Genomic DNA, 13,771 nt, shown 5'->3' on the forward strand with positions numbered 1-13,771 from the left:
ACTAAAATGGCACCTGTAAATAAATCAGTATCCACCTTCAAAACCTCCCACGCTTTGGTTATTAATTATTACAAAAATTCAGCGACGTGAGATGTGCCAAAGTACAATTACTTTGTTAGAATATCTGCAAATTTTAAGGAGCTCCGTCAATGTCAATGTATGTAGTGGGTCACAAAATCCCAGATTCAGATTCAATTTGTGGTGCAATTGCACTTGCTTATTTAAAAAACCAAATCGATGAGCCAGCTATACCAACTCGTCTTGGTGATGTTTCACCAGAAACACAATTTATTCTTGACCGCTTTGGCTTTGAGGCACCTGAACTTAAATTAAGCTATGCCGGTGAAGATGTTTACATTGTTGACCATACAGAAAAAACACAAGCACCTGATGACATAGATGAAGCACGCGTTGTCGGCGTAGTTGATCACCACAAACTAGGTGATTTAACATCATCGACTCCACTTGAATGTTGGATCCGCCCTGTAGGTTGTTCAAACACGATCATTAAAATGATGTATGACTTTTACAATGTTGAAATACCAAAAGACATTGCTGGCATCATGATGTGTGCCATTTTAAGCGACACCGTTATCTTTAAATCACCAACGTGCACTACAGCTGATATCAAGTGCGTTGAAGCACTAGCTGAAATTGCAGGTGTTGAAGATTTTAAAGAACTAGGCATGGACATGTTCCGCGTTAAATCTGCGGTTGAAGACACACCTGCACGTGATTTAGTAATGCGTGACTTTAAAGACTTCAACATGAACGGTAAGTTAGTAGGCATTGGCCAATTAGAAGTTATTGACCTTGCTGTATTTGATGAAATTAAAGCGGACCTTGAAGCTGACATTGCTCTTCTTAAAGAAGAAGGCGGCCGTCACTCAGTATTTTTACTGCTAACTGACATCATGAAAGAAGGCTCACAAATGCTAATTGCATCAGATGATGCAACGCTTGTTGAAACCGCTTACGGTGAAACACCTAAAGACGGTAAAGTATGGTTAGATGGCGTACTGAGCCGTAAAAAGCAAGTTGTACCACCACTGCAAGATGCGTTCGCAAAGCTGTAAGCTGTAAGCTGTAAGCTGTAAGCTGTAAGCTGTAAGCTGTAAATTTTTAACCTTGTGAGCTTTGCTTGCAAGGTTTTTTTATAACTGAAACTTGAACCTGACGGCTGACGGCTGACGGCTGACGGCTGACGGCTGACGGCTAAATAAAAACAAAAAACCCAGCATAAGCTGGGTTTTTGATATTCTGAAGAGAACTAAAATTACTTGATTTTAGCTTCTTTGAAAATCACGTGTTTACGAGCCTTAGGATCGAACTTTTTGATTTCCATTTTTTCAGGCATGTTACGCTTGTTTTTGTCGGTAGTGTAGAAAAAACCAGTACCAGCAGTTGAAACTAAACGGATTTTATCGCGCATGATTCAGTTCCTTAAACTTTTTCGCCGCGAGCACGGATTTCTGTAAGAACCGCGTCGATGCCTTTTTTATCGATAATACGCATACCTTTAGTAGTAGTGCGTAATGTTACAAAACGTTTTTCACTTTCAACCCAAAAACGGTGTGTTTGTAGGTTAGGTAGGAAACGACGTCTAGTCGCGTTTCTCGCGTGTGAACGGTGATTACCAACCGCAGGACGCTTACCTGTAACTTGACATACTTTAGACATGTCTATATATCTCCAATAACTTCGCTCGAGCTTAATTTAACCTAAGGCCATGTATTTCTGCCCTAGAGAATAAATCGAAGGGCGCTCTTTATACAGCTTTTACAGGCAAAGATCAAACACTGATCTATCCAATCAGCTCATATGTAAATTTGATAGCGGCTAATTATAAAGATCGAAAGCCCTTAGGGAAAGTAAAAACTGCATTTAAATTAAACTAATTTAGCAAAAAAGCGTAAACAGCTTATTTTTAACACACTTATCTACCAAACAAAGCTAAATAAGGCCCCGCTCAGCGAACGAAATACAATTATCTGCACCAACAATGATGTGATCTAAGATATTTATATCGACTAATTGCAGAGCTTGTTGCAATTTATTAGTAATAAGTTTGTCAGCTTGGCTCGGTTCTGCAATCCCTGATGGGTGGTTATGCGCTAAAATAAGTGCCCCGGCATTATTTTTCAGCGCTGCTTTGACCACTTCTCTTGGGTAAACAGATGCAGCATTGATCGTTCCATAAAAAAGCGTTTCTTCTTTTATTAACCTATTCTGACTATCAAGGTATAGCACCATGAACACCTCTTGCTGCAAACCTCTGAGCTCCAATGTTAGGTAATCGTATACCGCTTGTGGTGAGTTAAAAACAGCCTTGCGCTGACATTGCTCCATCATATAACGCCGGCTGAGCTCAAGCACTGCTTGTAACTGCACAAATTTAGCTTTACCCAATCCTTTTTGTGCACAAAAATCATCTATGGAGGCATTAAATAAATTGTGCAAGGTTTCATTTTGAGTCATTAAATGTTGCGCAAGCTCTACAACATTCATACCTGGTAAGCCTGTACGTAAAAAAATAGCGAGCAACTCCGCATCACTCAACGACTTGGCGCCTTTGGTTAGTAGCTTTTCACGGGGGCGCTGCTCAAACGGTAAAGAAGTTAACTGCATCATTTCGTCCCTAAAATGGAGTAAGTTCATATAACTGTAATCTATAAATTAAATTTCGCCTGCGAAATGACAAATAAAATTCAAATTAAAAACTTCGTCCCTACGCCAAAGATTTGATATCGTTAGCGCATAAAAGTAAGAACATTTAGCTGGCAGAGTAATAACAATGTTAAAGAACAAAAAAATTGTACTTGGGATCACTGGTGGCATCGCCGCTTATAAATGCGCAGAGTTAGTGAGACGCTTAAAAGAGCAAGGATGCGAAATAAAAGTGGTTATGACCGAGTCGGCAAAACATTTTATAACACCTTTAACTATGCAAGCCGTCAGTGGAGAAATCGTCTCAGACTCATTACTTGACCCTTCAGCAGAAGCCGCAATGGGTCATATTGAATTTGCCAAATGGGCCGATTTAATTTTGGTCGCCCCTGCCACCAGCAATATCATTGCTAAAATGGCCGCAGGTATCGCAGATGACTTGCTAACAACCTTGTTATTAGCCACACCAGCAAAAGTCGCTATTGCACCCGCTATGAACCAACAAATGTATGCTCACCCTGCAACCCAAGCTAACTTATCAACCCTTGCGCAGCGCGGTGTAGATATTTGGGGTCCGGGTAAAGGCGAGCAAGCATGTGGCGATATTGGCGCTGGGAGAATGCTCGAGCCAAGTGAGCTCGTTACTCTTTGCACTGCGCCAGCTGAACCCCAGCTACTCGCTGGTAAAACTATCACAATTACCGCGGGCCCTACTCGAGAGCCACTTGATCCTGTACGTTTTATATCTAATCATAGTTCAGGAAAAATGGGCTATGCACTGGCTCAAGCTGCCGTGGAATTAGGCGCTACGGTAAACCTAATTTCTGGACCTGTTAATATTGCAGCACCAAGAGACGTGTCAGTCATTAACATTGAAACTGCAGAACAATTATTACAACACTCATTAGCGCATGCAGTCAATTCAGATGCTTTTATCGGGTGTGCCGCTGTAGCGGATTACCGCGCAGCCAATATCGCTGATCAAAAAATGAAGAAGCAAGGCGACGAGCTTACCCTCACACTAGTAAAAAACCCTGATGTTATTGCTGCTGTCGCAAATCTCGATCACAAAAGGCCTTACACAGTTGGCTTTGCTGCTGAAACTCAAAATGTCGCCAGCTATGCGAAGGGCAAACTCAGTAATAAAAACCTTGATATGATATGTGCCAATGATGTATCGAAATCTGGCTTGGGATTTAACTCTGATCATAATGCGTTAACACTCTACTGGCATGATCAGCAAAAAGAATTAGTTATAGACACAAAATATGCGTTAGCCCTAAATGTTATGAAAGAGCTTGCTCAGCGATTGTAAAAAGGCTGGAAAGAAACTGAATAAAACATTAACATAGCCCCACTCATTCGCTCAAAAAGTGAGTGGCCAACTCTGGCAAAGCCCAATAAATAATTAAAAGAAAGGAATGTTCATGCCTGCGACAAAAAGAAGTAATCGCAAAGAGCAAATACTACAAGCACTCGCACAAATGTTGGAAACAAGCCTAGGACAACGCATTACAACAGCTAAGTTAGCAGCTGAAGTAGGTGTATCTGAAGCTGCGTTGTATCGTCATTTCCCGAGCAAAGCACGGATGTTTGAAGGCTTAATTGAGTTTATTGAAGACACACTTCTTTCACGAATAAACCTCATTCTTGAAAATGAAAAAGAAACCCAAAGCCGCATCTACAATATTTTGTTATTACTTTTAGCGTTTGCAGAGAAAAACCCAGGTATTACGCGAATTCTCACGGGGGATGCACTTCAAGGTGAGCAAGAACGATTACGAGAGCGTGTACAAGGTTTATTTGAGAAACTAGAAACGCAAATAAAACAAGTGCTGCGCGAGCGTAAATTACGTGAAGGGAAAACCTTTCAAAGTGATGAGGTCACTATCGCAAACTTTTTACTGGCGTACATCGAAGGTAAAATGAATCAGTTTGTTCGCAGTGACTTTAAAGCAAAACCCAGCGCCCAATTTGAAAAACAATGGCTTGAGCTGCAAAAGATTTGGCTTTAAGTTCTAGGTTCTAGGTTCTAGGTTCTAGGTTCTAGGTTCTAGGTTCTAGGTTCTAAATCATTAACCTTGTGAGTTATGCTTACAAGGTTTTTTTGTATTTGCTATCTTAACTCTCATTTTCGTGCACTTATCGCTTCTACTCGAATTGTTAAATAAACCCGTTATGATAAGGGTAATAAAACAAAACGAGAATTAATAATGAAAGCGCAATTATCCCTACTTAGTATTGCCTTAGTGGCAAGCTTAGGTAGTGCAGCGGCTACAGCCAAAGATGCACTGCAGTTTAAAGATGTATTTGATTTTAAAGCAGCAAAAGGCACTCAGCTGTCTGAAGACGGGAACATCCTTAGCTTTAGCGCTAAACCTTACCGTGGTGATGCAACGGGCCAAGTTTATAATTTAACCAATAATAAATTAATTGCCGAAGTACCACGCGGTACTAAACCCACAATCAACAAAGCCGCTAACTGGGTTGTATTTACCCAAATTCCTACCTTGCTAGAAAAAGAAACCACTAAAAAGAAAAACAAACTTAAAAATAACCTCGTGTTAGTTAATGCTCTTAGTGGTGAGCAGCAACAGTTTGATGATGTAAAAGACTACAAACTGTCAGATGACGGTAACTGGCTCGCTTACCGTTTAAACAAAAAAGCTGATAAAGAAGATGATTCAAGTGATGCCGATAAAAACAAAACAAGTGAAATCAAACCGGATAAAAAAGACACCGCTTTTGATTTAGTCGTTGTTAACTTAAACAATAAAACCAGCCACACTATTTTACAGGTATTTAGCTACGCAATTAGCAGTGACGCGAGCCAGTTACTTGCAAGCCAAATAGACAGCGATGGGACTGATAACCAAGTCACCTTACTCGATCTCAACAATGACTTTACCAACAATGTGCTCATTGATGAGCCCGGTGTTGTTGTTAACAAAATAGCGTGGCATCCCACGCAAAACATTGTGGCCTTTACACTAGGTAACTATGTTAATGACGATATGCGTCGTCGCGACTACCAGTTAAAGTTATATAAAAACGAGCAACTGACTGATATAAAATCGGCTGATAAAACATGGCAAATTGGTAAAACAGCCAAGCTTGAATGGTCAGAAGACGGTGAACGCCTGTACTTTGAAAACAGACCCAAGCTAGTACCTAAAATAAAAGCAAAAGAATATACTGACGAAGCCTCGCTGTATGACTACGGCACTATTCGCGACCAAAAAGACTTAAATGTTTGGCACAATAACGATGCTGAAATTAAGCCGCGTGAAGAACAACAATGGAATAGATCCAATAAAAACCGCCATTATCAAAGCGTTTATTTTCTAAACAATAATAAATCAGTGCAATTGAGTACCCCTGAAATGCCAGAGGTTGCACTTAATACCAAGCGCGATGCACTGCTTGGTTATAACAATCAAGCCTATCTTGAGCGAATTATGTATGGCGGCTTTTTTGCTGATTATTATGCGGTTGATGTAAAAACGGGTGCGCAAAAGTCAATTATTAAAGATTATCCATTTAGACCAAGCCTTTCGCCAAATGGTGAATTTGCCGCTTATTTTAAAGACAGCCAAGTACAGTTGAAAGACCTAGCTAACAACAAAGTAAGCACTTTAACCAAAGCGATTCAAGCAACGTTTGCTGATGACAAGCACGACTATCCATCTGCACAACCAGGTTATGGTTTTGCCGGCTGGCTTAACGATAGCAGCCAAGTACTGGTTTATAGTAAGTACGATATTTGGGCGTTTGATGTAGCCACGCAACGAGCTACGCAATTAACTAATGGCAAGCAAAGTAATACTCAGTATCGTGTTATTAGGCTTGATAGAGAGCTGGTTGGTTTTAATAAAGGCCAAACATTACTCGTCAGTGCAACAAACTTAAAAGATAAGCAAACTGAAGTTGCCAAATTAAACCTAACAGATAACGCAATTACTAAAGTATTAACAGGTAACAAGCGCTTTGATGTTATTAAAAAAGCGAAACATGCTAATAAGTACTTATTTACCGAACAAACATATCAGCAATTCCCTGATATTTACCAAACTGACTTTAGCTTTAATAAGCCACAAAAAGTCACTAATTTAAACCCACAAGTTACTAACTTTGCGTGGGGCCAAAAGCCTGAGCTTATCAGCTATAAAGGGTTTGATGGAGAAGACCTACAAGGCGTACTTATCAAACCTGCAGGCTACAAAAAAGGCGATAAAGTGCCAGTGGTGGTGTATTTTTACCGCTATATGAGTCAACGCATGTATGACTTTCCTAAAATGGAGCTCAATCATCGCCCTAACTTCCCGATGTTCACATCAAACGGCTACGCAATCTTTTTGCCTGATATTCGTTTTGAAATAGGCCACCCGGGTAAATCATCAACCCAAACCATGATCAACGCAACCCAAAAGCTAATTGATTTAGGAATTGCAGACCCTGATAAAATAGGCTTACAAGGCCACTCATGGGCAGGATATCAAAGTGCTTTTATGATCACCGAAACAGACATGTTTAAAGCAGTGGTATCGGGTGCGCCGGTCTCTAACATGACCAGTGCCTACAGCGGCATTCGTTTAAAATCAGGGCTTGCACGGCAGTTCCAGTACGAAACAGGGCAAAGCCGGATCGGTAAAAACTTATTTGAAGCACCTGAGCTTTATATTGAAAATTCACCCGTGTTTTTTGCAGACAAAGTAAATACCCCTATCTTAATCATGTTTGGTGATAAAGACGACGCTGTGCCATGGCATGAAGGTGTGCAATATTACTTAGCACTGCGCCGTGCCGGTAAAGACGCTACATTCTTGCAATACGAAGGTGAACCGCATCACTTAAAGAAATTCCCGAATCAAGTCGATTTCTCTATTCGGATGATGCAGTACTTTGATCATTACTTAAAAGGCAAACCAGCCGCAAAGTGGATGACTGAAGGTGAAGCGTTTATTGAAGAATAATGTACTTTAAAACATAAACAAAAACGCCCAGCAATTGCTGGGCGTTTTTATGAGCGTATTAACTTACCTTGCGCGTTGACGGTTACCGCCTACTCTTGGCTTAGTATTGGCCTTTTTAAATTGGCTAAAGCCCGTATGGCGGCTAAGTGCAGGACGGCCACCTTTGCTCGCTTTGGCAGACTTTTCGTCGCGGCTTTCTTCTGGCACTAGGCAGTTAGGGCCTTTACCAATGAGCTTTGCTTTACCCATTTTACGAAGTGCTTCACGGATCATCGGCCAACCTGCTGGATCATGGTAACGTAAAATAGCTTTATGTAAGCGGCGTTGGCGCGCACCTTTTGGCACTGCTACTTGCTCAGTATTATTTTTAATATTACGTAGCGAGTTCATCTCAGTGTGGTAAATGGTCGTGGCGTTAGCCATCGGTGATGGGTAAAAGTTTTGCACTTGGTCGAGTTTAAAATCATTAGACTTGAGCCATAATGCCATGTTCACCATGTCTTCATCTTTTGTGCCCGGGTGAGCCGAGATAAAGTAAGGGATCAAATACTGCTTTTTACCCGCCTCTTTCGAGTACTTATCAAAAAGTTCTTTAAATTGATCGTAAGCGCCCATTCCAGGTTTCATCATTTTAGATAATGGCCCGTCTTCGGTATGCTCCGGTGCTATTTTTAAATACCCGCCCACATGGTGCGTAACGAGCTCTTTTACATAGCGTGGATCTTGCACTGCTAAATCATAGCGTACACCCGATGCAATCAGGATTTTCTTAACCCCTTTTACTTCACGCGCTTTTTTGTATAAATCGATGGTTGGCGTATGGTCAGTATCCATATGCTTACAAATATCAGGATAAACACATGATAAACGACGACACGTGCTCTCGGCTTTTTTGCTCTTACAACGCAACTTATACATGTTCGCTGTAGGGCCACCTAAATCAGAAATAACACCTGTAAAACCCGGTACTTTATCGCGAATTTGTTCAATTTCATCAATGATCGATTCTTGCGAGCGACTTTGAATAATACGCCCTTCATGCTCTGTGATTGAACAAAAAGAACACCCACCAAAACAACCCCGCATAATATTAACCGAGGTTTTAATCATATCGTAGGCTGGGATTTTCGCATCACCATAGCTTGGGTGTGGTATACGCTGATACGGCAAACCAAATACGGCATCCATTTCATGAGTTTCCAGCGGATACGCTGGCGGATTTACCCAAATAGAGCGATCGCCGTGACGCTGGAACAACGCACGGGCACAACCTGGGTTAGTTTCTTGGTGCAAAATACGTGAGGCATGCGCATACAGCGGCTTGTTAACGCTTACTTGCTCAAACGCTGGCAACTTAACGTAGGTTTTTTCCCATGGTTTAGGACGCGCAGGTTGTATCGTAATTGGCTTAGCGGCTTCGGCCTTTAAATCAATGCCGGCTTGCTTGAATTCACTTTTACTACAGCCTACATCGTCTGCACCATACGGATTGGGGATAGGATCAATTTTGCCAATTTTATCAATGGCTGTGGAATCACTACCGCGCCATCCGGGTATGGGCTCTTTACGAATAACCGCAGTACCACGAATGTCTTGAATGGTATCCATGGTTTCACCAGCAGCGATGCGGTGAGCGACTTCCACCAGCGGGCGTTCAGCATTACCATAAATAAGAATATCCGCTTTGGCATCAAATAAAATACTGCGGCGTACTTTTTCCTGCCAATAGTCATAGTGCGCTATACGACGAAGGCTTGCTTCTATACCACCGATAACAATAGGAATGCCTTTGTAGGCTTCGCGGCATTTTTGTGAGTAAATCATCACGGCGCGATCAGGGCGTTTGCCCCCCACATTACCCGGTGTATAAGCATCATCATGGCGCATACGCTTTTCAGCCGTATAACGATTGATCATCGAGTCCATGTTACCGGCTGTCACACCAAAAAATAAGTTAGGGCGACCAAGTTCCATAAAGGCATCTTTTGACTGCCAATCTGGCTGAGCAATAATACCTACTCTAAAACCTTGCGCTTCGAGTACTCGGCCAATAACCGCCATGCCAAAACTTGGGTGATCAACATACGCATCGCCACTTATAATAATGATATCGCAGCTATCCCAGCCAAGTGCATCCATCTCTTGTCGAGTTGTAGGTAAAAATGGTGCTGTGCCATAACATTCTGCCCAATACTTAGGGTACGAGAATAAGGCTCGCTTGGCTTTTAGTGCGCTCATAAAATATGACCAATTGCTTTAAAAATGGCCGCAAAGTATACCCGAATAAATGCTCAAGCGGTATTAACGATTTCGTAAATGCTCAATGAGCTGCCCAGTAAAACCTATTTATTACTCTCAAGATATTGAATAAGCTCACTTTCAGGCATCGGCTTAGCATACATAAAACCTTGCACTTCATTACAGCCCAACTGCTTCAAAAAATCAGCTTGGGCTTGTGTTTCAACTCCCTCAGCAATCGTTTTTAAGCCTAACTGAGCACCCAGCGCTATCACAAGCGAGGCAATCGCTCCATTGTCGTCATCTGGAATATCTTTAATAAAATCACGATCTATCTTTAAGCGATTAACGGGAAGCTTTTGTAAGTAACTCAGCGATGAAAAGCCAGTGCCAAAGTCATCAATTGCCACATCAATACCAAAAGCTTTAAGGTTTTGTAGTGTTTCAATCACAATATCAAGCTCATCCATCACCACACTTTCTGTCACTTCTAACTCGATGTATGCTGGATTAACTTGATACTTCAATAAAGTATTTTTAACCAATTCGGCGTAATTTTTTACTTTAAACTGTGGAACAGATACATTCACAGCAATTCGCACCTTAAAACCTAGCGCCTCTAAGCGCTTATGTTGCTCACATGCTTGCTCCAATACCCATTGCCCGATATCTATAATTAACCCAGCATCTTCAGCGAGAGGAATAAATATAGCAGGAGAAATAAAGTTGCCCTGCCCTGAAGGCCAACGGAGTAATGCCTCACAACCAATCAATTCAAGGTTATCTAAGTCAAGTTGAGGCTGATACCAAACCGCTAACTTTGAGCGTTCAAAGTCTTGGCGTAACTGACGAATAATACCCAATCGCCACGCCATTTTCTCTTCCATGTCTGGTGTATAATAAACGGCTGAATTACGCTTATCTTTTTTGGCCTGGTTTAATGCAATGTAAGCGAGTTTTAACGTTTGTATGCCGGTTTTTTGAAAATCTTTTTGTTCACAAAGCCCTGCTTTAAATTCAATCGGCAATAGGTGCTCTGCAACGAGAAAAGGTAAGGTTAAATTATCAAATAGCTCAGTCTCATCAAACTCATTTTGGGCAATCAAAAAACCAAAAACATCTGCACCAATACGAGACAGTAATTGAGCCGTTGGGTACTCTTGTTGAAGACGTTCGACAATCGCTATAAGTAAATGGTTACCAACCTCTTGGCCCAATCCGTTATTGATATCTGAAAAGTGAGCCACATCAATTAATACAAAAACATGCGCGTTGTTATTAACCCTGTGATATTTTTCTACTTGCTCAATAAAATGCGTTCTATTTGAAAGCCCAGTTAAGGTATCTTTAAATGCAGCATCTCTGAGGCGGTTAAATAACCGAACGTTATCAAGCCCAACACTAACATTTGTTAAAAAAATCTCAGCAAATTGGAGTTGTTCAATATTAGGCTTTGATGCGTATTCCAAAAAAATGGCTGCTTGACGATTTTTACTCTTTAAAAGAAATGTCCCATCGTGATCTGTGTATTGATGCTCTAACTGTTCAAAGCATTTTTGTACTTGCAGAATCACTCTACCATTATCTAATTGCTCAACGCCTTGACCAAAAAAATCGCTGTACTCTTGGCAGCCTCCTAATACTTGAATACGGTTCGTATCATCTAGCGAACCACACACAATACCTTGCGCCTCGCAATCAAGGATGACTGATAACTGCTTAATAACCGCCATAGTAAATGCTTTTATGTCAGTAAAGCCTAAAATAGCTTTAGACGCTGAAAGAATATTATTCAGCGCTTGTCCTTGATACTCTAATTTACAAATCTGTTCGTAAGAGCGGATGGCAGTCACTAAAGAGGTCACCAGTTTACTGCGAGTTAGTTCTGTTTTGGTTTTGTAATCATTAATATCGTATTCGCGTATGACTTGCTCTTCTGGGGCATAACCGGGTTGCCCGGTTCGTAAAATGATACGCACTGAATGGTTTTGAAGCGTTTCTCTAATGTGCTTAACGGCATTTAAACCCGCATCATCAGACTCCATTACAACATCTAATAATATAACCGAAATATTGGGGGTATTACTCAACACCTCGATAGCTTCAGCTGCTGAATATGCATGATGAAAACGCAGTATCCGTCCCCAAAACTCAACGCCTGAAAGAGCAAGCTTAGTCACTGAATGAATTTCAGGATCATCATCAACTATTAATACATCCCAAAACCCCGTAGAGGCGCTTTGCGAAGAGGCTTCTTCCTCATGATCAAAAAACAAAAAGTCACTGTGCTTAGACGACATTATAAATCCTTCAGTTTAAATACAGTGTGCAACAGCTATTTTAAATTTAAATGATGTCTTATTTAATATAGATGAATGACACATTACGTATTATAGTCAATGAATAACACCTTGTTGTACTTGAAATCAAATTATATTTTAAGGATTAAGCATTAAGATCATACAAACGTTAATTCAACTGATATTTATTCTCTGTTTAACCCTATTAGTCATTGGGTTATTACTGCCTCAGCAGTATAAGGTTACTCAAAAGCTAGATATCAAAGCGAATAAAGAATTGATAATGCCATATATTACTGACCTTTCAAACTGGCGGACTTGGTCTCCTTGGGAGAAGCTTGATCCCAGTATTCAATTTGAGATTGCAAAGCCAAGCTCAGGCGTCGGCGCGCATCAATTTTGGCAAAGTAAATGGGGCACGGGTGAAATGACAATCACCAGCATTACTGACTCTTCCATTAATTTTAATATTCTTTTTAATAATGAGCATATTGTTAGTGGGTCTTTCACTTTTACTCAAGCGCAAGCACATACAATTGTCTCGTGTAAGTTGATTGGTGAAGTCACTACGCCAATTCTAGGGGGATATCTTGCACTTTTTAGCCAATATATTTTAAACAATACTGTCGCACTTGGACTTAATAACTTAAGCACAACCGTGCAACTGAAAATCAAGGACGATAGGAATTAATATGACTGTCAAAGCTTCACAAGCAAAAATTAACTTAGCTAATATCATTGAATCTAAGCTAGGCTATGCCATCGTTAAGAGTAGCGCTCCTCGCGCTTCAGTGCAAAATGAGAGCTATGATGCGCAAGGCCGCTCACCTGTTCCCTTTAGGATTAACAGCGAAGACTCTGTATTTACTCGCGCTCAAAATAGGCAGCAGCGCTTACTGATAAACCAGCAACAAAATATTGAAGCAATTATGGCAATGGCCGTTAACTTTTGCCCAGATGTAACAAGTAATGGTCAACCTGATAGTGACTGGGTAGAGCGCTTTATTGCACTATGTGAAGACACCTCAAATGAGTCAATGCAAAAATTATGGGCTAAAATACTTGCCGGAGAAACGGTTGCACCAGGGACTTTTTCAATCAAAAGCTTGCAAACTCTTAAGCAAATGACACAAAGAGAAGCTGATGCATTGCAAAAGTGTACCGCGCTTTGTGGTTACAACGAAAAGGACGACAGTCATTTAATTTTACTCGGCTTTTATAAAAAACCATCTATATTTGATCTCTTACGCAAAGGGAATAAAGTGTCGCTTAATTTAGGTAGAGCGGGGATCAGCTTTCCAGATATATTGACCTTAATGGATATTGGCCTTATATACCGCAAAGAAATAGAGTCAGGGGTACTTAAAGCAGGCCAAGAACTGAACTTAACTTTTTTAAACCAAAAAGCAATGCTGAAACCAAAAAGCAATGATCTAGTTTTAAGCTATTATAAATTTACCCAAACTGGCGATGAATTAAGAAAGCTAATAAATATGCCTGTAAATAAAGGCTATAAACAATTATTAAGCAGTGCGTTAGATGAGGAGTTTGATGTAACGTGGCACACACTTAAAAAGTAGTGCCACGCAAAAT

At 40.7% G+C, this 13,771-nt stretch carries 11 protein-coding genes; 6 read left to right on the forward strand and 5 right to left on the reverse strand.

Annotated features, from left to right (window positions below):
* Positions 1–149 precede the first annotated feature (149 nt).
* Positions 150–1,076 carry a manganese-dependent inorganic pyrophosphatase gene (locus C7Y70_RS06640; protein WP_099294815.1) on the forward strand — a complete coding sequence of 309 codons (927 nt, stop codon included), beginning with the start codon at positions 150–152 and terminating at the stop codon, positions 1,074–1,076.
* Positions 1,077–1,276: 200 nt separating this feature from the next.
* On the opposite strand, the gene rpmG is transcribed toward C7Y70_RS06640, so the two are convergent.
* The 3 genes from rpmG to radC all read right to left on the reverse strand — a co-directional run bounded on the left by rpmG (position 1,277) and on the right by radC (position 2,628).
* Entirely contained in the window at positions 1,277–1,432 is a 156-nt protein-coding gene (rpmG, locus tag C7Y70_RS06645; RefSeq protein WP_004587947.1) for a 50S ribosomal protein L33, read from the reverse strand.
* A gap of 11 nt (positions 1,433–1,443) precedes the next feature.
* Positions 1,444–1,680, reverse strand: a complete 237-nt coding sequence (gene rpmB / locus C7Y70_RS06650; RefSeq protein ID WP_006793236.1) for a 50S ribosomal protein L28 — start codon at positions 1,678–1,680, stop codon at positions 1,444–1,446.
* Positions 1,681–1,953: 273 nt separating this feature from the next.
* Positions 1,954–2,628 (reverse strand): DNA repair protein RadC, encoded by a 675-nt coding sequence (radC, locus tag C7Y70_RS06655; protein ID WP_135473931.1) that lies wholly within the window; start codon positions 2,626–2,628, stop codon positions 1,954–1,956.
* Positions 2,629–2,788: 160 nt separating this feature from the next.
* Between radC and coaBC the strand changes: the two genes are divergently transcribed.
* The 3 genes from coaBC to C7Y70_RS06670 all read left to right on the forward strand — a co-directional run bounded on the left by coaBC (position 2,789) and on the right by C7Y70_RS06670 (position 7,640).
* The gene (coaBC, locus tag C7Y70_RS06660) at positions 2,789–3,982 is read left to right on the forward strand and encodes a bifunctional phosphopantothenoylcysteine decarboxylase/phosphopantothenate--cysteine ligase CoaBC (protein WP_135473881.1); all 1,194 of its coding nucleotides are present in this window, start codon (positions 2,789–2,791) and stop codon (positions 3,980–3,982) included.
* Positions 3,983–4,094: 112 nt separating this feature from the next.
* The gene (slmA, locus tag C7Y70_RS06665; protein ID WP_135473883.1) at positions 4,095–4,682 is read left to right on the forward strand and encodes a nucleoid occlusion factor SlmA; all 588 of its coding nucleotides are present in this window, start codon (positions 4,095–4,097) and stop codon (positions 4,680–4,682) included.
* A 198-nt stretch (positions 4,683–4,880) separates the two neighbouring features.
* On the forward strand, positions 4,881–7,640 hold the full coding sequence (locus C7Y70_RS06670; RefSeq protein ID WP_135473885.1) for a prolyl oligopeptidase family serine peptidase: 2,760 nt from the start codon (positions 4,881–4,883) through the stop codon (positions 7,638–7,640).
* A gap of 63 nt (positions 7,641–7,703) precedes the next feature.
* Here C7Y70_RS06670 and C7Y70_RS06675 read toward each other — a convergent pair whose 3' ends face one another.
* The gene (locus C7Y70_RS06675; protein WP_099294819.1) at positions 7,704–9,878 is read right to left on the reverse strand and encodes a YgiQ family radical SAM protein; all 2,175 of its coding nucleotides are present in this window, start codon (positions 9,876–9,878) and stop codon (positions 7,704–7,706) included.
* 104 nt (positions 9,879–9,982) lie between these two features.
* The gene (locus C7Y70_RS06680) at positions 9,983–12,178 is read right to left on the reverse strand and encodes an EAL domain-containing protein (RefSeq protein ID WP_099294820.1); all 2,196 of its coding nucleotides are present in this window, start codon (positions 12,176–12,178) and stop codon (positions 9,983–9,985) included.
* Between the two features lie 283 nt (positions 12,179–12,461).
* On the opposite strand from C7Y70_RS06680, the gene C7Y70_RS06685 reads away from it, so the two are divergent.
* The gene (locus tag C7Y70_RS06685; RefSeq protein ID WP_245321383.1) at positions 12,462–12,869 is read left to right on the forward strand and encodes an SRPBCC family protein; all 408 of its coding nucleotides are present in this window, start codon (positions 12,462–12,464) and stop codon (positions 12,867–12,869) included.
* 1 nt (position 12,870) lies between these two features.
* Positions 12,871–13,758 (forward strand): TIGR03899 family protein, encoded by an 888-nt coding sequence (locus C7Y70_RS06690; protein WP_135473889.1) that lies wholly within the window; start codon positions 12,871–12,873, stop codon positions 13,756–13,758.
* The last annotated feature ends 13 nt before the right edge of the window (positions 13,759–13,771 follow it).

Origin of the sequence: Pseudoalteromonas sp. KS88, from assembly GCF_004766475.1 — a bacterium.
Taxonomy (GTDB): domain Bacteria; phylum Pseudomonadota; class Gammaproteobacteria; order Enterobacterales; family Alteromonadaceae; genus Pseudoalteromonas.

Bases quoted from the DNA above. Each gene is read 5' to 3' on its own strand.
- C7Y70_RS06670 (WP_135473885.1), top strand. From the start codon at position 4,881: ATGAAAGCGCAATTATCCCTACTTAGTATTGCCTTAGTGGCAAGCTTA.
- slmA (WP_135473883.1), top strand. From the start codon at position 4,095: ATGCCTGCGACAAAAAGAAGTAATCGCAAAGAGCAAATACTACAAGCA.
- rpmG (WP_004587947.1), bottom strand. From the start codon at position 1,432: ATGCGCGATAAAATCCGTTTAGTTTCAACTGCTGGTACTGGTTTTTTC.
- C7Y70_RS06680 (WP_099294820.1), bottom strand. From the start codon at position 12,178: ATGTCGTCTAAGCACAGTGACTTTTTGTTTTTTGATCATGAGGAAGAA.
- C7Y70_RS06675 (WP_099294819.1), bottom strand. From the start codon at position 9,878: ATGAGCGCACTAAAAGCCAAGCGAGCCTTATTCTCGTACCCTAAGTAT.
- rpmB (WP_006793236.1), bottom strand. From the start codon at position 1,680: ATGTCTAAAGTATGTCAAGTTACAGGTAAGCGTCCTGCGGTTGGTAAT.
- C7Y70_RS06690 (WP_135473889.1), top strand. From the start codon at position 12,871: ATGACTGTCAAAGCTTCACAAGCAAAAATTAACTTAGCTAATATCATT.
- C7Y70_RS06685 (WP_245321383.1), top strand. From the start codon at position 12,462: ATGCCATATATTACTGACCTTTCAAACTGGCGGACTTGGTCTCCTTGG.
- C7Y70_RS06640 (WP_099294815.1), top strand. From the start codon at position 150: ATGTCAATGTATGTAGTGGGTCACAAAATCCCAGATTCAGATTCAATT.
- radC (WP_135473931.1), bottom strand. From the start codon at position 2,628: ATGCAGTTAACTTCTTTACCGTTTGAGCAGCGCCCCCGTGAAAAGCTA.